Source organism: Spirillospora sp. CA-142024, from assembly GCF_050942325.1.
In the GTDB taxonomy this organism is placed as follows: Bacteria; Actinomycetota; Actinomycetes; order Streptosporangiales; family Streptosporangiaceae; genus Spirillospora.
Map to the genome: position 1 here is coordinate 7,903,683 of NZ_CP192077.1, position 22,642 is coordinate 7,926,324.

Here is a 22,642-nt window from a genome sequence, read left to right on the forward strand (position 1 = left end):
TCAGGAACCGCTGTGCTGGTGCTGCTCTGGCAGGCGGCTTTCCGGGTGCACCCACAACAGGACGTTGTCCGGCCGCGCGTCCCCCGCCTCCTCCCACTCCCGCCGGAAGAACGCGAGGACCTCCCGATCCGAGTAGCGCAGGCTGAAGTGGATCAGGACGAACAAGGTCTCCGGGTGGGATTCGACCACGGGCCTGAGCCGGCTCCACACCGTGTGCCCGACCCGATTCGCGCGGTCCATCTCGGCGTCGTCGAGGAAAGTGCACTCCGTGATGACGACCGGATACTCGAAAAGCCACGGATTCCGCTCGAACACGTCCACATGCGTGTCACCGAGGAAGGCGAACAGCGGCCGTCGGACCGCGACGTCGACCTCGGTCCCCTCCTTGCGCCGCCGAGCCATGATCCGCCCGAATTCCGCGCCCCGCCCCTCCGCCACCAGAGATCGCCGCAGCTCTTCAAACTCCGGCCGCAGCGCTTTGCTCTGCTCCGAGAAGGCATATCCCACGCATGGCACCTTGTGCTCGCATTCCACCACCCGCACATGGTGTCCCCGGCGCCCGAAGGTGAACTCGTCGTCCTGCCGAACGCCGTGCAGGCGGTAGCCCCCCGCCAGGGCCGGGTCGAATTCTGCTCCGTGGTTCAGCTCGGCGGAGGCGCGAAGGTAGGACTCCACGTAAGGCACTGCCGCGGTGGGCAGGTAGATGTCCGCGCCGGAGGGCTTGGAAGCCAGGAAGTCGAGGTCCTTGGAGTGATCGTGGTGCGTGTGGGTCAGGAAGACCGTGTCCACCTGCCGCCCTTCGCACAATCCCGCATCAAGGCTGCACCTCAGCTCGGGGATGTGAAAGAAGGTCTTGTCGTTCGCGCGGGAATAGCCGGTCAGGGTCAGGTCGGCACCGGGAATCCGCCATGTCTTCCACTGCCTGAAGGGATGTCCCCGTTCCAGCGGCTCGGGATGGTCAGGCCGTTCTTCCAGAGTCCGCATCGTCGAGGAGCCTTTCGAGAACGTTCGCGGGCCGCGCCGGCATGATCAAGTGTCCGCGATCGTAGCGGCCGGCCTGCCACGGGCACACTGCTTTTCCGCGCCGAGACCGAGCGTGGAGCCCGGGTCCGGACTGCGGCTAATCGTCCAGTTCCTCGTCGTACGGGTCGAGATGCCGGGTGATGTCGGTGAACGTCTCCCGGACCAGTTCCGCCGTGCGTCGAGGGCAGCGTGCGCCATGTGGATCCACCCCGGCCTCCTGATCACCGATGTGCTCCAGCGTGTCCTTCACATCGACGCCGGGGTGCCCGTCGGGGTGGCTGCACGGCTGGTCAAGAGCGCTCAGGTCGAACGACCTGAGCGCCTCGCGGTACAGGAGCAGCACACCTGGCGCCGGTGAGCCCCAGCGGGACGCGTCAAGCATGAAGCAGACCGCGAGAGCCAACGGGGTCCGTTCCTCGACCGGGGGATTGCCGAGGAGCCTCCGGCACGCCCAGATCGAGGCGGCCTGGGCCGTCGGGTCGATGGACCTGGACTCCTGCTGCCCGAGATCTGTGAGCAGCGCGCCGGCCTGCAGCCGCCCGTCCACCAGGAAACGCGCGTCGAGGTGTTCGGTGGCGGGGACCTCGAACCGTCTCCGGCGCGCCCCACGCAGGTCCTTGGCCAACTCGGCGGCCAGGTCGGCCAGAAAGCCCGGGCAAGTCCAGGCGTCGATCTCTGCGGGTGACAACATCTCGTAGCCGGGCTCGGAGGCCGCCCACGCCTCGGCGTCGCCGATGACGGCCGCGATCGCGCCCGCGTCCTCGGGCTCGATGTCCACCAGCGGGGGATGCCGGTGCTCGCCGGGCACGGTGCAGCCGCTGGCGCGCAGCACCTGCTCGGCGCGCTCGGCCCCCTCGATCAGATAGTCGAAGTCACCGGCAGCGGTGAATTCGAACTCGACGTACCAGCGGGCAGACCAGGCCGCGACCAGCATCGCGTTGCCGTGCCGCTCACCGGCTTCCTTCGCCACGCCGAGCGAGATCACCGCGAGCGTGTACTCCGGGCCGAGGAGCGGATACCCCTCGATCATCCCGGCCAGTTCGTCGGCGAAGGCCACATAGTCGAACCGGCCGTCACTCTCGGCAGACATGCGAGGCTCCAAGTCAGACGCGGTCGCGGTCCTCATGAGACGGACCCGTTCCACCGCGAGTTCCAGACGAAAAGATCGTCCTGTCGCCGCCGACGCCGGCACCCGGATCTCGGGGCCGATGCGAAAGATTGCGGTGGAGGAAGCCGGCGGTAGCCTGGGCGGCTTGGGTGACGTGCGGTTCCACGTCATAGAGGTCGATGTGCCGGTCGGCGTCCAGCCAGAGGATCTCCTTGTCGCCTGGCTTGCGTTCATAGAACTCTCGAGCCAGCTCGGGTGAGCAGTAGGCGTCGGTCTTTCCGTGGACGATGAGGAGCGGGGTGGCGGCCAGGAGGTCGGCCGCACCGAGGGCGTCGAAGGTCATCAGGGAGTGGAGCGATCCTCTGGTGACTTCGTTGCGCCAGCTGGGCGAGGCGGACCGGGCGGTGCCGTAGTAGGCGTACGGCTCGTCGCCTGCCATCGCGGCCTCGGCGCCGTCGGGCGCCACGGCTGGAATGTACTCGTCGTACCGGTCCAGGAAGCCGCCGAGTGCGGACCGGTAGGCGTCGATGCCCATTGTCTGGACGATCCGGGCCGGGCTGTTGTAGGCGCCCGCGATTCCTGCCACCGCCTTGACACGAGGATCCGTGGCGGCGGCTCGTACCGCATAACCGCCGCCGAGGCAGACGCCGACCACGCCGATCTGGCTTGGGTTCACCTCGGGTCGACCGGCCAGCACGCCGACGGCGGCCCTCAGATCGGCCAGTTTTCCTTGGCTGTCCTCATGCTGACGGCGTCCGCCGCTTTCCCCGAAGCCCCGGTGGTCGAAGGTGAGCGTGACGAGGCCGGCCTGAGCGAGTAGTTCGGCGTAGGTGCCGAGGACTTGGTCTTTCACCCCGGTGAACGGACCGGTGAGCGCGACGGCGGGCTGTGAGCCGTCCGCGTCCGGAAACCGGAGCTCGCCCACCAGCTCGATGCCTTCGCTACCGAATGTAATCCGCTCGGTTTTGACATTGGTCATGAGCCCTCCCGAGCATCGATCGATGCCGCCGGGTCAACAGGCCCGTGTCGCCGGGGCGCCGTGCCTGGATACAACGGCATCCCGGGCTCTGCCGCCCTGTAGGTGCGGACCCTAAGCTCTGTCATGACCGGCACACTAGGCCTCCTGATCTTGAACCGGCCAGAAGGCACTTTCAGGTGCCCTTCCAGAGGGAGAACCCATGGCGCTGGTGATACCTGACGTCCTGGAAGAAAGCTGCGCAACCCGGCAGGCGCTTGAGCGACTGGCCGCCAAGTGGCGGGTCCTGCTGATCTACGCGCTGCTCGCCGGACCGCAGCGGCACGCCGAGCTGCGCCGCAGGCTACCTGGCATCACTCAAAAGGTGCTGACCGAGACCCTGAGGAGCATGGAAAGTGACGGGCTGGTCGAACGACGGGTTCTCAAGAAGACCGCCCCACAGCACGTCGAGTACACCCTGACCACACTCGGCAAGACCCTGCAAGAGCCGCTGTCCGCCATCTGCGCCTGGGCCCTGGAGCACCCCTAGCCCTGACACCCCCGCCAATCAACCACGCCCCAAGTCGTGCAGATCAGTGCATGGCCCCCACCGGCGAGGATCAGCGGGACATCGGCCGGCTCTGACATGGTTTCCGCGCGTTCCGCGCTGCACGACGACGAGGAACGGCGCCGGTCCCCTGTCGGTCGGCACCGGAAGGTGGAAGACGACCACCTCGGCGATCCACGACCAGGCGATGTACTGCGCGGGGCGCCTGCCCAGAAAGACACCGTCCCTTCCGATGGCCACCAAGACGTCACCGGCGACATTGCGGCAGTCCTGGTTGTCGTCGTGCACCAGGAAGCCCAGCACCCCACCGCAGATCGCCGACATGAACGATGTCGCCAGCAACCAGCCGAGCGCTCCCGGCCCACCCGCAAGGTCATCCGAGTCCAACATCGCGCCCTCCGACAGGCACGGGAGATAGCAGCACTTCGTTTGTACCCAAGTCCGTGGAAGGTCTCGCCGAGAGAGCATCCCGTGGTAGGCCCGGAAAGCCCCGTCGCGGCTCAGCTCTTCTGTGGAGAGCGTGCACTACCTCAGAAGTTCTGCGACTCAAACGGCCCATCCGACATGATGGCTCAGATATGACTTGTATCGTCGCCGCGGGAGTAGCCGTGGATTTCTCGTCCGCACTGGCATTGGTGTGGATCGCGCTGGTGGGCGACGGAGCGCTGGTCGCGTACTTCGTCATCCGAGCCCGACGCAAAATCCGAGCCATAGGCCGGACCTCGGTCCTGCCGTGCGGTGCCGGGGAAGAACACGCGGGCCAAGAGGTCTGGCTGCGTGGTTCCGCGGCCTCAGGGCCGGACGGGCCGGTGACGGCTCCGATCTCCGCCAGCGAGTGCGTGTGGTTCATCACGCGCACGGTCGAATACACATCGTCGTTCTGGGGGTCCCCGACGCCGAAGGCGGGCCGGCTCGACTGGCACCGGTCATCCGCCCCCTTCGTGTTGCGTGACTCCTCGGGCGAAGCAACGGTGTTCCCCGAGGGGCTTGCCCTGGAGCCATCCCCCGATTCCCGGTTCGACGTGATCCGAGCGGACCGACTGGTCAAGACCGCAAACGACTTCGAGAAGAATCCGCGTCTGCGCAGGCGGGGGGCTGGTGACCGAGGGCGCGAGGAATGGATTCTGCCCGAGGGAAGCGACGTCTACGTCAAAGGCGCAGTGGAAAGAGGCGTGGACGGTGTGGTCGTATCGAAGCCGCTTTCTGGAAACTTTCTCATCACGCTCGTCGCCCCGGACGACGAACTGAGAGACCAAAAGGCCCTGGTGTGGATTTTGACCCTACTGGTCTTTCCAGGTTGCCTTGTCCTCGCCTACATCGTCGGCTTGGGCGTTCAGCTCATCTGATGGACGGCAGTTCCGGTGCTTGTGGTACTGGGTCAGTCAAGCCACGGTAGGAGGTCCCCCTGGCGGATGAGAGCGGTCACCGCCGCCGCAGTGCACCGCCTGGGCCGACACCGACCCCACTCGCCATCGTCGGACCAACGGGGCTGGCCGTTCTGTCGCTCCGCCGGACAGTCATGGGTGCACCCAGAACAGGTGCGACCATCAATAATCCAAATCAGCTCGGATCTATCTACCCGAGCTTAATGAGTTAGTCTCTGAAGGAGACCGATATGTCTGTTCCCAGCGACGACGAGATCACTCGACTCCAGGCGGAGGCGGACCAGCGCCAGATGGACGAGCGCAAGGAGATCGAAGAGGCCACCCGGAAAACCCAAGAGGCCTTGAGGAAGGCGCAGGACGGCAATTAGTCAGCCTCGACCGTTCTGCTGATCTTTTTGTTAATTTGACACGCAGCTCAGGCTGCGCGTGCTTCTAATATGGCCGCTCTCATTCCTGCACATGAGGAATGAGAGCGGCTCTTTTGCCAATCGGCTGTCGAGAGCGGATGTCCGGCACCCGGTAAGGGTCTTGCCGCGGCGGCCCGTGCGGCCAGGTCGGTGAGTCGACCGGATGATCACACACCGTCGCCCGAGCAATGCCTTCAGGCGGTACCGTCCCAGCGGAGCCACCACATCGGGGGTCTGGGGGTCGCCCCCCTGGTGGACGTGACGAAACGACGCGGCCAAGGTGCCCGCGCAGGCGGGCACCGAGCACACGTCGTCCAGAATGGAGGCAGTCGCGTCCTACTCGAACTCATATGCCCCGGTCACGGTCCTGAGCTCGAAGCTGGATGCGCTCCTCACCGGTGAGTGTCCTCCGTGGACAACCAGCCGAGAGTGCTGCTGAGGGTCGACAGGGCTTCGCGGTAGTTCCCGTCCTCCGTCAGGGAGAAGGTCTCTTGGTTCAGTGCGGAGCGCGAGACTTCGGGGACGGTCACGTCGGCGACTGTGAGTTCCAGTGCGGCCTGGGCCTGGTCCGGCGTCAGGCTGTCGTCGGCGGTGCGTGTCAGCAAGACAAGGATGTCTTCATGCCGGCGGACCTCGAGCCGGTGCCACAGGCGGGCACGGCGCTTGGCGGCGCGCAGCGCGATCGGGTCGGCCGTCGCGGTCAGCAGCACCTGGTCGGCGGCCTCGACAGCGGTGATCGACGGCTCGCCGCTGTAGGCGCCACAGTCGACGATGACGACGTCGTACCGGTCGCGGAGTGCGCCGATGATCCGGTTCGTCGCCCGGCTACTGATCATTTCTCCGTCCTCCTGCTCGACGGGCGCGAGGAGGACGTGGACCATGTCAGAGTGCGCGAAGAGTACCTCTTCCAGCATTTCGGGGGTGATGGGGTCGACTTGCGCGAGCTGGGAGACGTCCAGCCGGTGGACGGTGTCCAGGAAGCCGGACAGATCGCCTGACAGCACGTCCATGTCCACCAGGCAGACCCGCTTCCGGGCGCCGGCCAGCAGGGCGAGCTGGATGGCCAGCGTCGTCGCACCCGTGCCGCCCTTGGCGCCGGTCAGGGCCAGCACGCTGCCTTTGACGGGCGTGCGCGCCCGGGACTGCCCGGGGACGAAATGCCGCCGCATCTCGTGTGACCAGGTGCCGGCCACCCGGACCTGGTGCTTGAACTCCTCCAGGCTCGGATCGCGTGGGATCGCGCCTCGTGCGCCGTTCTCCATGGCGTTCTGCAGGGCCTCGACTCCATCGAGATCAACCATGATCACGGCGAGCCAGGGCCAGGTCACAGAGATGGTTCGCGACAGCTCGACCGGGGCCGGCCAGGGACCCAGGTGTTCGTCGACCAGGACGACATCCAGCTCCTTCGTGGCCGCGATCCGCGGCAGGACCTGGGCGCTGGTCTCAAGGGCGGCGACCATCTCGACGTCGTCCATCAGCTCGATGAAGGCGCGCAGCAGATCCCGCAGACGCTCGTCACTCGTGCACAGTAGAAGGCGAACGCTCATGCGAGGAACTCCGGAGGGATCTCCAGCCCGCTGCCCCTGAGCCGGTCGGTCACTCGATCATTCAGGGGATGGTGGCGATATCCCCCTTGCACGTACTCCACTATGACCTGCAACTCGCGGTTGGCGGGGTCGACGGACTGTACGGTGTCGATGCGTAGGGAGCCGTCGGCGTCACGCTTGATATGGACGACGATCTCGACTGCCTGCCATACCGCCTGCAGCAGCGTGTCCAAGGCGGGAGAAGACTCGCCGAGCGCCCCGAGCAGCGCCAGGCGGTGCAGCGCGTCAGGCCCCGAAGGCGCGTTCACCGCCAGCATCGTTCCCTCTGGGCCACTGAGCAGGACGTGCATCGCGTCGAGTGCCGCGGTCGGTAGGATCTCTCCTAGCACGACGCGGTCGGGACGCAGGGCGAGCATTGCTTGCAGCAGACTGCTGTGAGCGTGGAGCTGATGCAGCGTGTGATGTGAGCCTTCGAGCATGATCAGGTGTGTCATCGGTGCCCCCATCCCGAAAGTGATCACACGTTCGCCGTCCGGCAGGACGGTCATCAGGGTGTTGAGCAGTGATTCCTTGTCCACGGAGGGGGTTCCGGAGACAAGGAAGGTCAGTTTGGCCAGCACGAACCGGAACAGCAGATCGGCCGTCGGCTGATCCCCGATCTGGTCAAGCCGGGGGAAACGGCGGAACCGGCGAATGGCCAGGACCGGCGCGAGCGGGCTCAAGGGCGGACCGACGATCGTAATGCGCTCACCGGTCGGCAGTCGCGTGTCCACGACAGGATCGGACCGGCCGAACGGCAGGTCGACGACCGAGATGATCCGCTCGATGGTCTCGTACAGAGCCTGTTCGCTGTCGAAACTGAGGTTCGTCAACTGCAGGCGACCGTCCCGTTCCGCGTAGATCCTTTCCGGCCCGTTGACGAAAATGTCTGTGACGCTGGCATCGGCCAAAAGCGGTTCCAGGACGCCCAGTCCGAGCATCTGGTCCACCAGGCGTCGGATGAAGCTCGCCCGTTCCGCACTCGACAGCAACGCTCCTTCGGCGCTGATGAGACGACCGGCCAGATCCTCCAGCCTGACTCGTCTCCGCGCCGGCGGCAGGTCCTGCAACTCCTCCAAGTCGACCGCTTCGCGCAACCGCTCGCGCCAGTGCGCGAGCGTATGCATGGCGCGTTTCTCCGGGACCTGCTCGACGAAGGCTCGCAGGAGGGCCGCCTCAACCTCGGCCGAGGGGGCGCGTGAGCGCAACCGTGACACGGCGGGGGAGCCCAGCGAACTGGAGGCGAGCAAGGCGCGCACGTCATCCATCGGGCGGGCTCCCCTCGAGGACGGCCTCGACGGCGCTGGTCGATATCCCGAGCACTTCGGCTATCTCCTCAACGTCGTAGCCGCCGGCGGCCAGCCTGCGAGCGCCCCTGCTCACGTCGTTGATCTTTCCTTTCACCGCCTGCCGGATGAGCTCCCGCTCGTCCCGTAGGGGCAGACATGCGCCTGCGAACGCCTCCTTGATCGTCCGCTCCGCAGGCCGCCACCGACCGCCGACGAGCTCCCTGCGGAAGGAGCAGAGGGCCTGTGCGACCGATCCCGGCTCCGTACCCCACGCCATCGCGAGTGCCACGCCGTAACGGGCGAGCTCCAGCGCGAGCAGACGATACGGCTCGCCGCTGAAGCCACCTGCGGCAAGCAGTTCGAGGAGTCGGCCATCTGCCGCGAGCTGACCTGGATCGGGCGCGAGGAAGATCTCCTCGTCCGAGAGATCCTTCCCGGCCGCCCGCGGCGGGCCCACCGGCGCGGTCATCTGTGCCTGTACCCAAAGCTCGCGAGCCCGGGCGGCGGCGTCCTGGGCATCCCACCGTGCCAGACGGGCCAGCACTGCCGCGACCGTCACGGTGTCGGCCTGGGAGGGCGGCACCGCCGCCTCACCGATTATCCGGCGGATCGAGTCCCGGCCCGGCCACCCGGTCACCCTCTCGGTCCCCTCCCGTTCGACCGAGGCGTGGATCTCGTCCAGAGACGGGTAGCCGGCCTCGACGTACAGCCGGTACAGCAGTTCTTTGAGATCTCGTAGCGGTCCGGGCGGCACCTGCGGCCGTTTGATCCGGCGCGGCCGCCGCACCGACCCGCCCTTCCCATCGCCACTCATCGCAGACCATCATCACGCCACCTCACTGCGATTGCATGCTGAACTGCCCGAACGGCCCGGCGCACCCTTCACTCATCGCAACCGGGAACCCGGCTCCTGGACGGTTCCAGGCTGGTCAACAGCCGACCGGCACACCCGCCTGCCCACGACTCAAGGGAGCACGAGATGCCCAGCCCCACCCGGTTGACCCGCCCCGAACGACTCCTGCTGGCCGCCGCCGCCCTGCGTGGCGCCATCGCCGGAGCAGTACGCGCCCTCATCAGCTGGGCGCTCGACGACCACACCCGCTGATGAGCGGTCGCACGCGGGCCCGCCACAGTTCGACCATCCGTGTCCGCCCTCCGCTCAACGACCGCACAGAAGTCCGGACAACGGCGTAGACGAACGTGGTTTCGCACAGGAGCCGACAGCGCGGACACAGATACGACCCGACCGGTGTTCCGGTCGCAGCGAAACTGTACCCGCCGAGACCGGATCCGCCCGATGACCTGACGGAACAAGAAGTCGCATGTCCAGGTCTCAAGCAAGTCGACTGAAGTCCAGCTCGCCCTTGCCCTGTACAGTCTCTTATGTCCGACACGAAAAGCGTGTCGGTTTTTCGCGCAAATAAGAGGGTGATTAACATGCATCATGGCCACCCGCCTCCCCGGCTTCGGGTATTGATAACGACGAATGAACCATGGGGCACCTACCACGTGCAGCCACTGCTCGACGAGGCCGAGCGGCGCGATTGGGTGCTCATCCAGGTGGTGCCCGACGTGTCGCGGATCAAGCCTGGGGATCCTGTGCCGGTCGCGACACCGCGAACGGCGCCGCCGGCCGATCTGCTCGTGGTCGCCGGGGCCGGTGACTGGCCGGTGGAGGTCGCCGGTCGATTTCCGAGGCTGCCCCTGGCCGCCAGCGGGCTCGCCTATCTGGGGCCGCGGGAAGCCGCCGACGCCGGGCGGCTGCGCCCGCGGCTGCTGGCGATCACCGCCGCGTCCCAGGGGGCGGCCCTTGCGTTCGCCGGCCATCTCGGCACGCGGCGGACGATAACCGTCGTCGGTTCCCCGCGGACCGATGATCTGCCGAAGCGGGTGCCCGAGCCGGGGCTGGTACTAGTTCTGACGAGCGTCACCCACCCCGACTCGACGGGTGAAGCGGCGCCCGGCACAGATCTCCTGCTGGCGGCCGCGGAGGAACTACGGACGGGCGGCAAGCGGATCATGGTGGGTCTGCACCCGAGGGAGGACCCCGCGTTGTGGGCCCGCCATGAGATCAGCCAGGTCTCGTCGCAGACCGCCGCGGCACGTGCTGAGGCGACGATCGGGATTCCGGGAACGGTGTTCCCCCTGATCGCCGCCGGGGGCACACCTCTCGTGGGGTGCACCGACCCCGCGCTGAGGGTTCCCGACCATCTGCTCACGGTCTGTTCGTCCACCATCGATGATGCCGCGCTCGCGGTATCCGCGGTGGACAATGCCCGACTTCCGGCGTCTGAGACGCTGCGGGAGAGCATCGGGCCGGTCGGCGGATCGGCGGGTCGCTTATTCGACGTCTGGGCGAAGGCGGCGCGAGGGGATGTCGTCGAAACGGCGTGACCCTTCGTCCCGGCTCCACCCCCGTGGTCACCCACTTGGGGTGGAACACCCGCTGCTCGGGCGGACCGGTCGCATGCCGGTCCGCCTGGGCGGTTCTCTCGCCTCCCTCACCGCGAACGGCGGGAGGAACCCCGTGTCCCGGCGACCGGCATCATGCCGTCATCGCCGGGACGCTTCTCGTCGCCGTTCCGAACACAGTTGGCACGGTCTTCCGTGCCCGTGCCTCACGGCCTGGAAGAGGCCGTCTGCGGGGATCGACACTCCCGACGGTCGTCCAAAAACCGGGCCCTGCCCTACACCCATGGGCCTCGTCCACGAGGTGCTCCGGGTGTATCCGCCCGCCTGGCTGCTCGGCAGGGGCCGCGCGCGGCGGCTCGGTCGGGAAAGCGCCCATCGACTACCTCAACGTCCGCGAGAAGATCGACGGACGCGAGGCGCAGACAACAGAACGGCCCGACCGAAACACAAGTTCGGTCGGGCCGTTATAGCTGGTGGAGGTGTTGGCTTCCTACTCGAACACATACACCCAGCTCAAAGAGCTAAGCGAGAGGTTCAGCATACTAAGTGGCAGTCAAGAGACTCTGCTCATGACCTGGTGGCAGACAGGGGCTGGTCCAAGGGGCGGCGACAAGTAACCGGTCGGGAGAGCGGCGCCGGCGCGGCGTCCGAGACAACCGATCCACCGCCGCACGGTGGTGGCACTCCAGCAGCGCCGCGATCCCTCCGGGACGGACGAGTGCGCGACTCGTCGTCGATGGTCGGCAGTCATGTCGTTGCCCTTGATTGCTCGGTGACCGATCAGCCGGGCCTGAATATATGGACGGTGATGTCGGAGGTGCTCACCTCCAGCGGCGCTCCCAGCCGGATGATCTGGACGGTGGGCGGCGAAATATAGGGCCGCTCGAACCCGCGTCCGCGGACGAATATCGGGCTCGGCCTGCCGAGCCGGTCGAGCAGCTCGCCACTCCGCCTCGGCGATATCCGGTCCCGCTCGACAACGGAATTCAAGACGATTCCAGCCTGCGATTGCACGAAATCCGCCACAACGGCAAGTAAAGGCGCTCTTCGCGCACGCACATTCTGAGTTCCACTCCGGGCGAGACGAACCACATTCTCAGTACCGTCCGGAGAACTTCTCACCGGACCAGCACCATACCGGGGGATCCCGAATCGTTACAGCAGTGCGTCGAAGGTCGGAGATTCTCAGATCATGTCTACGTCGATGCCGACGACGCCGGACCGCAGTCTCAGGCGACGAGCCCACCGAGGTCTCCGCGCCCCTCGTGGACGCGCACAAGGCCGCAAAGCACAACGGCGGTGCCGCTGCCCTACTGGGCAACGTCACCGCCATCACTGACGACAACTCGTCCTCGGCGATGCTCCGCACCGGGCTCGCCGGCGGGTGTTGGAGTAACGCCGTGCTCGAAGCGGGTGAACGCGCCGCCGATGCCGTCGGCACACGTGTTCGTCAACCTGGGCGGACCCGCCCGCCCACGGATTCCGATCCATCGGTGCCGCCGGCAGTGTTCAGCGATGGGTGGTTCATGGGCGTAGAGGCCCAAGGGTCCACCCTCCTGGCGTAACGCTTCGAGCGGACACAAACGGCCCGACCGGAACAGGTATTCCAGTCGGGCCGTAAGCGCGGTGGAGGTGGCGGGAATCGAACCCGCGTCCTTCGGTGATGGGTCAGGGCTTCTCCGGGTGCAGCCTGCTTGGCGTTTTCTCAGTCCCGGCGCTCACGCAGGCGTGTCGCCGACGGGCTCAGTCGCTGTTGGTTGTCCCTACCGGTCCCGCGACCGGGCCGGTAGGTGGAGTCTCCTTACGATGCCAGACCCCGGGTCGGAGACGCACCCGGGCTGACAGAGTTCGCTCCTCGCTCAGGCGGCGAGGGCGAACTCGGACTGCTTCTTGTTGGCAGTTATTGGTTTGCTGTCACAGGATTTACGAGGTCACGACAGCAACCCTCGACCCGCTTCCCCTGGCTCGAACGACCGAAGTCGAAGCCGGTCACCCCCATGTTGAGTTGTCAAAACGGGCGTCCGGGGACGTCCGCACGATGACGGTACAAGCATAACGCGTGGGCGGGCAACGTGATTCCCTCCGAGCACGCGTGAACCCCGGTGGGCATGAGCGGTGTCACGCCCACCGGGGTCGACCGGCAGGGTCGGGCCGGTCCGGACGGCAGAGCCTCCCCCGAGACGAGGCTCTGGTCTCATCACGGCGACTGAGTCCGCAACCCCCCAAGCGGTGCCTCAGTCACCCGTAAAGACGCCGGGGAGGCGCCGGATGGTTGCGTCCCGTCCGTAAAGAGCTCACAAAACCGGGGACGGCCTATCCGCCCAGGAACTTCGCGGCGATCTGTGGGGTGTTCACGGGGCCTTCGACGGCGATGGCGAAGGCGCGGTCGCCGCTGGAGCCGACGAACCAGGAGACGGTCTTGCCCTCCGCGTAGGTGGCGAGGGCGGCGACGCCGACGACGTCGCCGGAGACGCGGGCGCCGCGGGCGTTGCCGCGGGACGCGGTGCGGCTGAGGACCTTCTTGAGGTTCGAGATGGACTCGGGCTGAAGGTTCTGGGGCGGCGGGGCCTGGACGGTCGTGTTGATGTCCTTGAGGACGTACGGGGGCTTCCAGGTGCCGTTCTGCGCGGCGGCGGCGACGAGGGCCATGGCGAGGGGGCTGACCTGGACGCCGCCCTCGCCGACCATGGCGGCGGCCTTGTCGCCGTCGTTGGCGGGGGCCGGCACCGAGCCGGTGAACGCGGGGACGGCCAGGCCCCAGTTCTTGCCGATGCCGAGCTGTCCCGCCTCGCGGACGAGGGACTGCCCGTCCAGCTTGCTGCTCAGCTGCGCGAGGGTCGTCTTGCAGGACGCGGCGAAGGCGTTGGCGAAGCTGCCGTCGGCGCGCCCCTTGTTGGTGAACGTCTTCCCGCCGATGGTCACGCTGCCGGGGCAGGCGGTCTTGTCGGACTGCTTCATGCCGGCCTGGGAGAACAGGGCCTCCGCCGACACGATCCCGAACGTCAGGCCGGGCGGGTAGTGGCCTTCGAAGGCGAGGTTCCGGCCGCCCGTCCCGTGGTTGGCGACGGCCAGCACCTCACCGGTGCTCGGACGCACGGCAACCAGGGACGCCGGCTGCTGCAGGCCCTGCAGGGCGCTGTCGGCCCGCCGCTGGTAGGACGGGTCGAGGGTCGTCTGGACCTCCTGCGGGTCCAGGCCCGGCCAGGAGCGGAGCTCCTCGGTGTTCTTGCCCGACTCGTCCTGCGCCACGACCCGGACGGTGGGGGTCCCGGCGAGCCGGCGCTGCTGCAGCAGCTGGATGCCGCTGACGCCGATCGTGTCGCCCGGCTGGTAGGGGGCGCCGACCTGCTGGAGCCGGTCGGCGGTGGCGGGCCCGAGGTTGCCGATCAGCTCGGGCGCGTACGCGGGCGCGATCGGCGCCCTGGCGCCCTGGAACCGCAGCCCGGGGACGTGGGTGAGCCGCTGGATCAGCGCGTTGTGCGTGGGGACCTGGAGCGTCAGCAGCGGCAGGAACGTCTGCGGCGGGGCGGACCGGACGCGGCCGAGCAGCCGTTCGGCGTCCAGCCGGCGGCCACCGTCGATCTTGGTCTGCTTGGCGAGCAGGTCCAGGGTCTTCTGCGGGTCGGCGAGCTGACCGGGGAACACGCCGACGTTGTAGGCGCCGGTCTCGCGCAGCATGGAACGGCCCTGCGTGTCGGTGATCGGCGCGCGCTTCGGCACCTCGGTCACCACGGCGAGGCGCTGCCCTGGCTTCAGCTTCGTGTTGACGATGGACGGGCTCCAGACGACCTTCCACTTGCCGCCGACGCGGCGCAGGTGCATCAGGCCGGGGTACTCCCAGGGCTGCCCGTTCTCCCCGAGGTCGATCTTCACGGTGAAGCGCGCGTCGGCCTCGTCGCCCTTCTTGACGATCTGGTCGACGCCGGAGCCCTCGACCTCGGTGCCGAGGGACAGCCGCAGGGACGCGGCGTCGAGCTGCTGCCGGACGCGGCCGAGCGCGTCCTCGACCTGCTTGCGGTCGGTGCCGACGGTCCGCCCGGCCGCGGCCTCGTAGTTGCCGACCTGCCAGGCGATGAGGAAGTCGCGGACGGCGGGCATCGCCGACGGCTCCGCCCAGCATCCGGTCGTCATCGTCCCGACAAGGGCGCCGCAGGCCGTCAGCGCGACCGCCCGGCGCCGTGCGCGCGAAAGGCGCGGCCTCCGGGCCCAGGCACCGGCCCGCCTCCGGCCTCGGTTCGTCATCGACACCCTTCACCGTCTCCTGAACCGGGCCGCCGCCGCCTTTTGCATCTCCCGGTCGGCTTCCCGCTTGGCGATGGCCTGGCGCTTGTCGTAGGTCTTCTTACCACGGGCCAGCCCGATCTCGACCTTGGCCTTCCCGTCCTTGAAGTACAGGGAGAGCGGAATCAGCGTCCAGCCGGGCTCCTCCGACTTGGAGATGATCTTCTGGATCTCGCGCCGGTGCAACAGCAGCTTGCGCCGCCGCCGGGGCGCGTGGTTCGTCCAGGTGCCCTGCGTGTACTCGGGGATGTGGACGTTCTCCAGCCAGACCTCGCCGTCCCGCACGTGCGCGAAGCCGTCGGCGAGGGAGGCGCGGCCGGCGCGCAGCGCCTTGACCTCGGTGCCCATCAGCACCATGCCCGCCTCCCACGTGTCGTCGATGTGGTAGTCGTAACGGGCCCGTTTGTTCTGGGCGATGAGCTTGCGCCCGGTGTCCTTCTTCCCGGTGTCCCGTGCCACGTCCTCAGTCCTTGTCCGGCGTCGTCGTCCTGGTCCGGCAGTGTCGTTCCTGGTCCGGGCATCGTCTCTAGCCCGGCATCGTCGCGTGCAGGCCGCGCAGCACCGTCCGGGCGCGCCGCTCGGCCACCTTGGGGGGACGGCCGGCCGACACCGCCACGTCCGGTTCGATCCCGACCCCGTCGAGGTTACGGCCGCCCGGGGTGCGGTATCGACCGACGGTCAGCTCGATGACCGACCCGTCGGCGAGCTTGAGAGGTTCCTGCACCGAACCCTTCCCGTACGTACGCGATCCTACGATCACCGCGCGGTCGCGGTCGCGCAGGGATCCCGCGACGATCTCCGCGGCGCTGGCGGTGCCGGCGTCGACCAGCACGACCAGCGGGGTCTTCGCGTCCCCCGGCTCGGTGACGGACCGCCGCTGGACGGGCCTGCCGCGCGGCTCGTACGTCACGACCGGGCCGCCCGACAGGAACGCCGACGCCGTCTCGACCGCCTCGTCCACCAGCCCGCCCGGGTTGCCGCGCAGGTCCAGCAGGACACCGCCGCTGGGACGGTCCGACGGCCGGCCCCCGGTCACGGCCGCGCGGACCTCCCGTCCCGTCCCTCGGGTGAACGCGCCGATCCGGATGATCCGCGCGCGTTCGGGGAGATCGGTCACGGTGACGTCTCCTCCAGAGACCGGCGTGCGGACAAGGTGGAATCGCATGGTTCGACGGTCGCGGTCCACGGTTAGTTCGACGGCCTCGTCCGGACGTCCCCGCAGCGCCTGGGCGACCCGGGATAAGTCCCAGCCGGTCACGGACGCGTTCCCCACGCCGGTGATGACGTCCCCCGGCAGCACGCCGGCGCGCGCCGCCGGGGTGCCGGGCTGGACGCTCGCGACCAGCACGCGGGAGTCGCCGTCCTCGTTCCCCAACCAGAGGCCCACACCGCTGTAGCGGCCGGTCAGGCGGCCCTCGACGTCGTCGTATTCGCGAGCCGAGTAGTAGTGCGCCCACTTGTCGCCGAGACCGCGCAGCATGCCCTCGATGGCGGCGCGGTCGAGCTCGTCGCGCCCTACCGGCCTGGCGGCACGGCCGCCGATCTTCGTCGCCGCCTCGTCCAGGACGGAGCCGCCGCCCGCGACCGCGGCGTGCCGCTCCGAGCCCGAGCCGCTGACGACCCCGATCCCGTACGCGCAGACGATCGCCGCCGCGACGGCGGCACCGCGCAGCACACCACCCGGCCGCCTTGTCAGCGGCGACACGGGCTCGGTGACGGCACGGAGGGGGGCATGGGGCAAGTGTAGGGCGGCCGGAGGGGCCGGACCCGGCACTTGTGCCGGATCCGGTCAAAGGTCAGATTCTCAGATATCTGCGCAGCGTGAGGAAGGAAGACACGGCACAGAGGAGCACGCCGAAACATATCGACACGATGATGACGAGGATCACCACGCTCCAGCCGAGCTGACTGACGAGCTGGACGTCCCCCGCCAATCTGTCCACCAGGAGTTTCTTGCTGAATATCAGCAGGACGGACGCGAACAACCCGCCGATCAGGCCGGCGATGGCGCCCTCCAGGATGAACGGCATCTGGATATAGGTGTTGGACGCGCCGACCAGCCGCATGATGCCGGTCTCCCGGCGCCGGTTGAACGCCGACAGCCGGACGGTGTTGCCGACCAGCATCACCGCGGCGACCACCTGGATCAGCGCGATCGTCAGCGCGGCGACCTGCAGGCCGTTCAGGATCCGGAAGAACCGCTTCAGGATCTCCTGCTCGTTGATCACCGAGTCGACGCCCGGCTGGTTGAGCATCGCCTGGGCGACCGCCTTGTACTCCTCCGGGTTCTTCAGCTTCACCCGGAACGAGTCGGGGATGTCGCCCTCACGGGTGCTCTCCACGAAGCCCGGCGAGCCGGAGAAGCGGTCCTTGAACCGGGCGTACGCCTGCTGCTTGTTCTCGTACTGGACGTTCGAGACCTGCGGCATCTTGTCCAGCTGCGCCTTGAGCGTCTGCCGCTGCTGGTCGGTGACGTCCTGCTTCTGGCAGACGGGGTTGGAGCTCGTCTTGGCGCACAGGAAGATCGAGACTTCGATCTTGTCGTACCAGTAGCTCTTGGACGCGGCGACCTGCTGCCGCAGGAGCAGCCCGGTGCCGAAGAGCGCCATGGCGATGGCGACGGTGATGACGAGGGAGATCGTCATCGTCATGTTCCTGCGGAGACCGATCCAGATCTCCTGGAGAACGAACTGTACGCGCATGCCTCGCTGTCCTTGATCGCCTAGGTTTCGCCGGGAGCCCGGGGCGGCCGCACGGTGCGGCGCGGGCGGCTCCCGCCTCCCGGACGTCCTCTGGTGTCGTACGACCCGGCGGGAGTGGATGGTTCAGATGTCAGTACGCCTGGCCGTACACGCCGCGCGACTGGTCGCGGACGACCCGGCCGTCCTCCAGCTCGACGACGCGCTTGCGGAACGCGTCGACGATGGCGGCGTCGTGGGTGGCCATGACGACGGTGGTGCCGGTCCGGTTGATCCGGTCCAGCACCTTCATGATGCCGATCGAGGTTGCGGGGTCGATGTTGCCCGTCGGCTCGTCCGCCAGCAGGATCATCGGCCGGTTGACGAACGCCCGCGCGATCGCGACGCGCTGCTGCTCGCCGCCGGACAGCTCGTCCGGCATCCGGTGGGCCTTGCCCTCCAGGCCGACGAGGTCGATGACCTCGGGGACGACCTTGCCGATGAACCGCCGCGGCTTGCCGATCACCTCTAGGGCGAACGCGACGTTCTCGAAGACGTTCTTGTTGGGCAGAAGGCGGAAGTCCTGGAAGACGCAGCCGATCCGGCGGCGCAGGTGCGGCACCTTCCAGTTGCTCAGCCTGCTCAGGTCCTTGCCCGCCACGTGCACGTGACCCTGGGAAGGACGCTCCTCCTTCAGGACGAGGCGCAGGAAGGTCGACTTACCGGAGCCGGACGGACCGACCAGGAACAGGAACTCGCCCTTCTCGATGGCGACGTTCACATGCTGCAGGGCGGGCCGGTTCTGGCTCGGGTAGACCTTGGTGACGTTGTCGAAGTGGATCACGGCTGCATCACGGCGGTTCGCTGTAGGGGTTGGGGAGCGGGCCGGCCCGCGGCCACGGACGCTTCCGTGGCCTCTTGCCTGCGCCGCCCGGCTTCGCGGCCAGGTGGGACGCGGAGCCTTCGAGCAGTGTAGAGGGGAGAGGCGACCACCTCGTCCCACTCGGCGCGGTACGGGCGCCCAGGGCGGACGGTGCGCCCGATCTGTGTGTGACGTCCGATCAGTGCCATGTGAACCGTCTCCCGACGTCCGGCCGTTTCATACCTTCAAGCTCCCGGACTTGCCGGAACGACCATACAGTCCGGCTACGCTGGATGATGGCGAAAGATACCTAATAGCCGGACGAACGACCAGACAGGCCGACGCTTCCCGCACGGACCGCGTGCCGTTGTCGGAGATTGGGGCCCACGACATGAGCTGCGAACATCTGATCTGCGCCCGGTGCTCGAACCCGGTGGTGGAGGGGCGCTGCCCCACCTGCCGGGAGGCCCGGTCAGAGCTGCACCGCCACGGCTCGTCCGTGCCGCCCGCCCTCGTCCTGGCGGTCCTCGTCGCGCTGCTGTTCGCGGCGCTCGTCCTGCAGCGCGTCTACGGCTGAGCCGTACGGCCGCTCCCCCGCCCTACGGCTGCTTCTTCACCGGCGGCGTGGCCGCCTTGGTCACCGCGCCGTCGTCGGCGATCATGTGCGCCTTCGGCTGCGTCGCGTTCTTCTTGGCCTTCGGCGGGTCGTATGCGGCGAATTGAAGGGTGGCCGTGGTGTCGACCTCGTTGCCCTCGACGGTCCCGTCGAGCAGATGCTCTGCCTCCTGAGGGATCTCCGGCTTGGGTGTGTCCGAGTCCTTGGCGACCAGTGAGGTGTTGCGGAACAGCGAGTAGATGACCAGTCCGCCTCCGTGTTCGGTGCGCAACCCGAAGTAGGGGAACGGTGTCGCGGTGTAAACGACCTGGAGCGTGAGGTCCTTCTTCTTGGCCTTCTTCCTGGCGCGCTTGGCGTCCTGGTAGAAGCCGGTGGTGACGGCGCTGGACTTCATCACCTTCGCGGCGACGCTGCGGGGTCCCTCCGCGGCGATCGTCGCCTGGATCCCGCCGACGTCGCGGGGACGGATCAGCACCGACGGGTCGTCCGTGCCCAGCGCCGTCGCATAGCCGTCGGCGTCGATCGCGACCTCCGGCTCCTTGGCCTTCTCTTGCAGGAGGGTGGCGAGCGTCAGCTTCCAGTGGTCGGACGGCCCGCGCAAGACGAAGCCCATCAGCGTCCTGCGCTTGCTCTTGTCCTTCCCCAGGACCGACCGGTCGACCGACACCACGAACCACTGCGGATAGGCGGCGTCCTTCAGCTTCGGCACGTACAGCTCGGGCTTGCCGTAGACGAAACGCTGCACAGGGTCACCGTCGTAGGCGGCCTTGCGGAACTCCGCCGCGGTGAGCTGGGACTGGCCGTCGGACGTCCACGTCAGCGCGAGCCGCTCGTCGCCGGCGGACCTGGCCACGTCCTCGTCGGTGACATAGGTACGGAACGCGCTCTCCGCGACCTGCGGGGTCAGCGGCACCGGCGCCGGCGGGGACGTCTCGGGCACGCCGGCGGTCGGCCGCGCCTCCGTCCTGCCCTCGGCGCAGCCCGCGGTGGCGAGCAGGGTGAGCAGCACCCCGGCCGCGACCACCCGCAGGAAGCTGTGCAAAGACCCGTCCCCTGGACCGAATGACCGCGCCGGCCTCTCTAGGCCGGCCTCCTCGGCCCGTGATTCTGCCACTGCATGATATTGGCCGGACGACCGGGCGCCTGCCATAACGCGATAAGCAGTGCCGGGACGGCGATAAGCTCGGACCGTGGCAGGCATCGAACCCGAAGAGCAGCTCAAGGAGCTCGGCTCGACCCTCGCCGGCATCGAACAGGTGCTGGACCTCGACAGCATGCGGCGTGACATCGCCGAGCTGCGCGAGCAGTCGGCCGACCCCGAACTGTGGAACGACCAGGAGCGCGCCCAGACGGTCACGCGCCGCCTGTCGTACCTGGAGAGCGAGCTGGGCCGGGTCGAGGGCCTGCGGCAGCGCCTCGACGACACCGCCACGCTGTACGAGCTCGCCCAGGAGATGGACGACGCCGACACGCGTACGGAGGCCGACGGCGAGCTGGCGGCGCTGCACAAGGCGATCCAGCAGCTCGAAGTGCGCACGCTCATGTCGGGCGAGTACGACGCCCGTGAGGCGCTGGTCACCATCAACGCGCAGGCCGGCGGGGTGGACGCGGCGGACTGGGCCGAGCGGCTCCAGCGGATGTACCTGCGCTGGGCCGAGCGGCACGGCTACTCGACGGAGATCTACGACACGTCCTACGCCGAAGAGGCCGGGATCAAGTCGACCACGTTCACGGTGAAGGCCCCCTACGCCTACGGGACGCTGCGCGGCGAGCACGGCACGCACCGGCTGGTCCGGATCTCCCCGTTCGACAACCAGGGCCGGCGGCAGACGTCGTTCGCCGGCCTGGACGTCGTCCCGGTGGTGGAGCAGAGCGATCACGTCGACATCGACGAGAGCGAGCTGCGCGTGGACGTGTACCGGTCGTCGGGGCCGGGCGGCCAGGGCGTCAACACCACCGACTCGGCGGTGCGGATCACCCACCTCCCGAGCGGGATCGTCGTGTCCTGCCAGAACGAGCGCAGCCAGCTGCAGAACAAGGCCACGGCGATGAACGTCCTGCAGGCCAAGCTGCTGGAGCGCAAGCGGCAGGAGGAGGCGGAAAAGCTCTCCGAGCTGCGCGGTGAGGGCACCACGAGCTGGGGCACGCAGATCCGCAACTACGTCCTGCACCCGTTCCAGCTGGTCAAGGACCTGCGCACCGGCATCGAGGTCGGCAACCCCACCGCGGTCCTGGACGGCGACATCGACGAGTTCATCGAGGCCGAGATCCGCTGGCTGCGCCAGCGGGAGAGCGCCTGACCCCATGACGCCCCCGGGCGCCCCCGGCTTTTTCTTGCCTTCTTTCGTGTTCATAGAGTGACTGCGCGGTCACTCTGCGAGGATGCCGGGTGGTCCGGATCACCGTCGCCATTCGGGGGGCCTCATGACCGCACGCACTCTTGTTCCGATCCTCATTCCCGGCCTGCTCGCCGGCGCCCTGAGCGCCGGCTGCTCCGGTCACGCCACGTCCGCCGCCGCGGGGAGGGCACCGGGGGCGCCCGCGCTCACCAAGGCGCAGGCGCAGCAGGTGCTCACGTCCTTCGCCGCCGGGGCGAACCGGGCGGGACGCCGGTTCAGCGGGAAGGCGCTGCGCTCGGTGGAGACCGACCCGCAGCTGTCCATGGACGTCGCCGCGCTCAGGCTCCGGCGGGCCGTCCGGCAGCGCCCGCCGAAGCTGGCGTTCACGAACACGACCTTCTACATCCCGCGGCTGACCGGCTACCCGCACTGGTTCGCGGCCGACACCGTCAGCGGCAAGGGCACGGCGGCGCAGCGGCACGCGCTGCTGTTCACGCAGGCCGGGCAGGGGGCGCCCTGGTTACTGGCCAGCGACCCGTACCCGTCCGAGAACGCGCTCGGGCGGGTGGCGCTCGACACGACCGGGTTCGCCACGCCCGTCGGCCCCAACGTGAAGGGGCTTGCCGTCGCGCCCGCGAGGCTGCCGCAGGCGCACGCGTCGCTGCTCACGGACGGGCCCCGCGCGTCCGGCGCGTCCCTGCTGGCGGACGGGGCGAAGACCACGGAGACCTACAAGGCGCTGAAGCAGGGCGAGCAGACCCTGGCCGGGCGGGGCGTCACCCTGTCGTCGCGCTTCTCACCCGCGCCGTACAAGGTCTACGCGCTGCGCACCAAGGACCGCGGCGCGCTCGTCTGGTACGTCCTCAAGCAGAACGAGGCGTACTCGGCGACCCACCAGGGCAGGCTGACCGTGAGCGGCGACCTCGTCGGGCTGGCCCCGGCCAAGGTCGCCAGGACGCGCATGGACACGACCGTCCTCGTGCAGTACCTCGCCACCGTTCCGCCCAAGGGCCGCGCCATGATCAGCGGCATGTACCGCAAGGCCGTCACCGCCCACGGCTCCTGATCTCCGCCGGATGCCGGGCCGCCCCGCCCTTCTGACCGCTGCGGCAGGGGCCGGCCCGGCATCCGGT

General features: G+C 68.2%; 22 protein-coding genes and 1 other RNA gene. 8 read left to right on the forward strand and 15 right to left on the reverse strand.

Features of this window, described 5'->3' with window-relative positions; translation table 11 throughout:
* The 3 genes from ACQPZP_RS37385 to ACQPZP_RS37395 form a co-directional block, all read right to left on the reverse strand.
* Positions 1-984 carry an MBL fold metallo-hydrolase gene (locus tag ACQPZP_RS37385; protein WP_433474386.1) on the reverse strand — a complete coding sequence of 328 codons (984 nt, stop codon included), beginning with the start codon at positions 982-984 and terminating at the stop codon, positions 1-3.
* A gap of 136 nt (positions 985-1,120) precedes the next feature.
* Complete coding sequence (locus tag ACQPZP_RS37390; RefSeq protein WP_433474387.1) at positions 1,121-2,113, reverse strand: hypothetical protein; 993 nt, start codon at positions 2,111-2,113, stop codon at positions 1,121-1,123.
* A gap of 13 nt (positions 2,114-2,126) precedes the next feature.
* The gene (locus ACQPZP_RS37395; protein WP_433474388.1) at positions 2,127-3,110 is read right to left on the reverse strand and encodes an alpha/beta hydrolase; all 984 of its coding nucleotides are present in this window, start codon (positions 3,108-3,110) and stop codon (positions 2,127-2,129) included.
* A gap of 199 nt (positions 3,111-3,309) precedes the next feature.
* On the opposite strand from ACQPZP_RS37395, the gene ACQPZP_RS37400 reads away from it, so the two are divergent.
* Entirely contained in the window at positions 3,310-3,636 is a 327-nt protein-coding gene (locus ACQPZP_RS37400) for a winged helix-turn-helix transcriptional regulator (RefSeq protein WP_433474389.1), read from the forward strand.
* Between the two features lie 18 nt (positions 3,637-3,654).
* Here ACQPZP_RS37400 and ACQPZP_RS37405 read toward each other — a convergent pair whose 3' ends face one another.
* Complete coding sequence (locus tag ACQPZP_RS37405; RefSeq protein WP_433474390.1) at positions 3,655-4,044, reverse strand: hypothetical protein; 390 nt, start codon at positions 4,042-4,044, stop codon at positions 3,655-3,657.
* A 218-nt stretch (positions 4,045-4,262) separates the two neighbouring features.
* Here ACQPZP_RS37405 and ACQPZP_RS37410 point away from each other — a divergent pair, with 218 nt between their 5' ends.
* The gene (locus tag ACQPZP_RS37410) at positions 4,263-5,000 is read left to right on the forward strand and encodes a GIDE domain-containing protein (RefSeq protein WP_433474391.1); all 738 of its coding nucleotides are present in this window, start codon (positions 4,263-4,265) and stop codon (positions 4,998-5,000) included.
* Between the two features lie 269 nt (positions 5,001-5,269).
* Positions 5,270-5,407 carry a hypothetical protein gene (locus tag ACQPZP_RS37415; RefSeq protein WP_433474392.1) on the forward strand — a complete coding sequence of 46 codons (138 nt, stop codon included), beginning with the start codon at positions 5,270-5,272 and terminating at the stop codon, positions 5,405-5,407.
* 431 nt (positions 5,408-5,838) lie between these two features.
* Here ACQPZP_RS37415 and ACQPZP_RS37420 read toward each other — a convergent pair whose 3' ends face one another.
* Genes ACQPZP_RS37420 through ACQPZP_RS37430 form a run of 3 tightly spaced genes read right to left on the reverse strand, consistent with a single transcriptional unit; the run spans position 5,839 to position 9,075 of the window.
* Entirely contained in the window at positions 5,839-6,993 is a 1,155-nt protein-coding gene (locus ACQPZP_RS37420) for an AAA family ATPase (protein WP_433474393.1), read from the reverse strand.
* Positions 6,990-8,300, reverse strand: a complete 1,311-nt coding sequence (locus ACQPZP_RS37425; RefSeq protein WP_433474394.1) for an ATPase, T2SS/T4P/T4SS family — start codon at positions 8,298-8,300, stop codon at positions 6,990-6,992. The genes ACQPZP_RS37420 and ACQPZP_RS37425 overlap by 4 nt, the downstream gene beginning before the upstream one ends.
* Positions 8,293-9,075, reverse strand: coding sequence for a hypothetical protein (locus ACQPZP_RS37430; RefSeq protein WP_433474395.1), 783 nt, complete (start codon positions 9,073-9,075; stop codon positions 8,293-8,295). Before ACQPZP_RS37430 ends, ACQPZP_RS37425 begins: the two co-directional genes overlap by 8 nt.
* Before the next feature lie 225 nt (positions 9,076-9,300).
* On the opposite strand from ACQPZP_RS37430, the gene ACQPZP_RS37435 reads away from it, so the two are divergent.
* On the forward strand, positions 9,301-9,426 hold the full coding sequence (locus ACQPZP_RS37435; protein WP_433474396.1) for a hypothetical protein: 126 nt from the start codon (positions 9,301-9,303) through the stop codon (positions 9,424-9,426).
* A gap of 278 nt (positions 9,427-9,704) precedes the next feature.
* A complete protein-coding gene (locus ACQPZP_RS37440; RefSeq protein WP_433474397.1) occupies positions 9,705-10,715 on the forward strand; it encodes a hypothetical protein in 1,011 nt (336 codons plus the stop codon).
* 798 nt (positions 10,716-11,513) lie between these two features.
* On the opposite strand, the gene ACQPZP_RS37445 is transcribed toward ACQPZP_RS37440, so the two are convergent.
* From ACQPZP_RS37445 to ftsE, 7 genes are all read right to left on the reverse strand, one after another.
* Positions 11,514-11,723, reverse strand: a complete 210-nt coding sequence (locus ACQPZP_RS37445) for a hypothetical protein (protein WP_433474398.1) — start codon at positions 11,721-11,723, stop codon at positions 11,514-11,516.
* Positions 11,724-12,357: 634 nt separating this feature from the next.
* Positions 12,358-12,730, reverse strand: a transfer-messenger RNA (tmRNA) gene (gene ssrA, locus ACQPZP_RS37450).
* A 316-nt stretch (positions 12,731-13,046) separates the two neighbouring features.
* Positions 13,047-14,864: a penicillin-binding transpeptidase domain-containing protein gene (locus tag ACQPZP_RS37455; RefSeq protein WP_433474399.1), complete on the reverse strand. Its 1,818-nt coding sequence runs from the start codon at positions 14,862-14,864 to the stop codon at positions 13,047-13,049.
* 120 nt (positions 14,865-14,984) lie between these two features.
* Complete coding sequence (gene smpB, locus ACQPZP_RS37460; protein WP_433474400.1) at positions 14,985-15,473, reverse strand: SsrA-binding protein SmpB; 489 nt, start codon at positions 15,471-15,473, stop codon at positions 14,985-14,987.
* 67 nt (positions 15,474-15,540) lie between these two features.
* The gene (locus ACQPZP_RS37465; protein WP_433474401.1) at positions 15,541-16,689 is read right to left on the reverse strand and encodes a S41 family peptidase; all 1,149 of its coding nucleotides are present in this window, start codon (positions 16,687-16,689) and stop codon (positions 15,541-15,543) included.
* A gap of 121 nt (positions 16,690-16,810) precedes the next feature.
* Positions 16,811-17,716 carry a permease-like cell division protein FtsX gene (gene ftsX / locus ACQPZP_RS37470; protein ID WP_433474402.1) on the reverse strand — a complete coding sequence of 302 codons (906 nt, stop codon included), beginning with the start codon at positions 17,714-17,716 and terminating at the stop codon, positions 16,811-16,813.
* 130 nt (positions 17,717-17,846) lie between these two features.
* On the reverse strand, positions 17,847-18,536 hold the full coding sequence (gene ftsE, locus ACQPZP_RS37475) for a cell division ATP-binding protein FtsE (protein ID WP_067453578.1): 690 nt from the start codon (positions 18,534-18,536) through the stop codon (positions 17,847-17,849).
* A 409-nt stretch (positions 18,537-18,945) separates the two neighbouring features.
* On the opposite strand from ftsE, the gene ACQPZP_RS37480 reads away from it, so the two are divergent.
* The gene (locus tag ACQPZP_RS37480; protein ID WP_433464397.1) at positions 18,946-19,131 is read left to right on the forward strand and encodes a hypothetical protein; all 186 of its coding nucleotides are present in this window, start codon (positions 18,946-18,948) and stop codon (positions 19,129-19,131) included.
* Between the two features lie 22 nt (positions 19,132-19,153).
* Here ACQPZP_RS37480 and ACQPZP_RS37485 read toward each other — a convergent pair whose 3' ends face one another.
* Positions 19,154-20,212, reverse strand: a complete 1,059-nt coding sequence (locus ACQPZP_RS37485) for a hypothetical protein (protein WP_433474403.1) — start codon at positions 20,210-20,212, stop codon at positions 19,154-19,156.
* A gap of 148 nt (positions 20,213-20,360) precedes the next feature.
* On the opposite strand from ACQPZP_RS37485, the gene prfB reads away from it, so the two are divergent.
* Together prfB and ACQPZP_RS37495 are read left to right on the forward strand one after the other, a co-directional pair.
* Positions 20,361-21,470 (forward strand): peptide chain release factor 2, encoded by a 1,110-nt coding sequence (prfB, locus tag ACQPZP_RS37490; protein ID WP_433474404.1) that lies wholly within the window; start codon positions 20,361-20,363, stop codon positions 21,468-21,470.
* Positions 21,471-21,594: 124 nt separating this feature from the next.
* Positions 21,595-22,575: a hypothetical protein gene (locus ACQPZP_RS37495; RefSeq protein ID WP_433474405.1), complete on the forward strand. Its 981-nt coding sequence runs from the start codon at positions 21,595-21,597 to the stop codon at positions 22,573-22,575.
* The last annotated feature ends 67 nt before the right edge of the window (positions 22,576-22,642 follow it).

Coding starts and splice junctions, on each gene's coding strand:
- ACQPZP_RS37385 (WP_433474386.1), bottom strand. CDS start 984: ATGCGGACTCTGGAAGAACGGCCTGACCATCCCGAGCCGCTGGAACGG.
- ACQPZP_RS37390 (WP_433474387.1), bottom strand. CDS start 2,113: ATGTCTGCCGAGAGTGACGGCCGGTTCGACTATGTGGCCTTCGCCGAC.
- ACQPZP_RS37395 (WP_433474388.1), bottom strand. CDS start 3,110: ATGACCAATGTCAAAACCGAGCGGATTACATTCGGTAGCGAAGGCATC.
- ACQPZP_RS37400 (WP_433474389.1), top strand. CDS start 3,310: ATGGCGCTGGTGATACCTGACGTCCTGGAAGAAAGCTGCGCAACCCGG.
- ACQPZP_RS37405 (WP_433474390.1), bottom strand. CDS start 4,044: ATGTTGGACTCGGATGACCTTGCGGGTGGGCCGGGAGCGCTCGGCTGG.
- ACQPZP_RS37415 (WP_433474392.1), top strand. CDS start 5,270: ATGTCTGTTCCCAGCGACGACGAGATCACTCGACTCCAGGCGGAGGCG.
- ACQPZP_RS37420 (WP_433474393.1), bottom strand. CDS start 6,993: ATGAGCGTTCGCCTTCTACTGTGCACGAGTGACGAGCGTCTGCGGGAT.
- ACQPZP_RS37425 (WP_433474394.1), bottom strand. CDS start 8,300: ATGGATGACGTGCGCGCCTTGCTCGCCTCCAGTTCGCTGGGCTCCCCC.
- ACQPZP_RS37435 (WP_433474396.1), top strand. CDS start 9,301: ATGCCCAGCCCCACCCGGTTGACCCGCCCCGAACGACTCCTGCTGGCC.
- ACQPZP_RS37440 (WP_433474397.1), top strand. CDS start 9,705: ATGTCCGACACGAAAAGCGTGTCGGTTTTTCGCGCAAATAAGAGGGTG.
- ACQPZP_RS37455 (WP_433474399.1), bottom strand. CDS start 14,864: ATGACGACCGGATGCTGGGCGGAGCCGTCGGCGATGCCCGCCGTCCGC.
- ftsX (WP_433474402.1), bottom strand. CDS start 17,716: ATGCGCGTACAGTTCGTTCTCCAGGAGATCTGGATCGGTCTCCGCAGG.
- ACQPZP_RS37480 (WP_433464397.1), top strand. CDS start 18,946: ATGAGCTGCGAACATCTGATCTGCGCCCGGTGCTCGAACCCGGTGGTG.
- ACQPZP_RS37495 (WP_433474405.1), top strand. CDS start 21,595: ATGACCGCACGCACTCTTGTTCCGATCCTCATTCCCGGCCTGCTCGCC.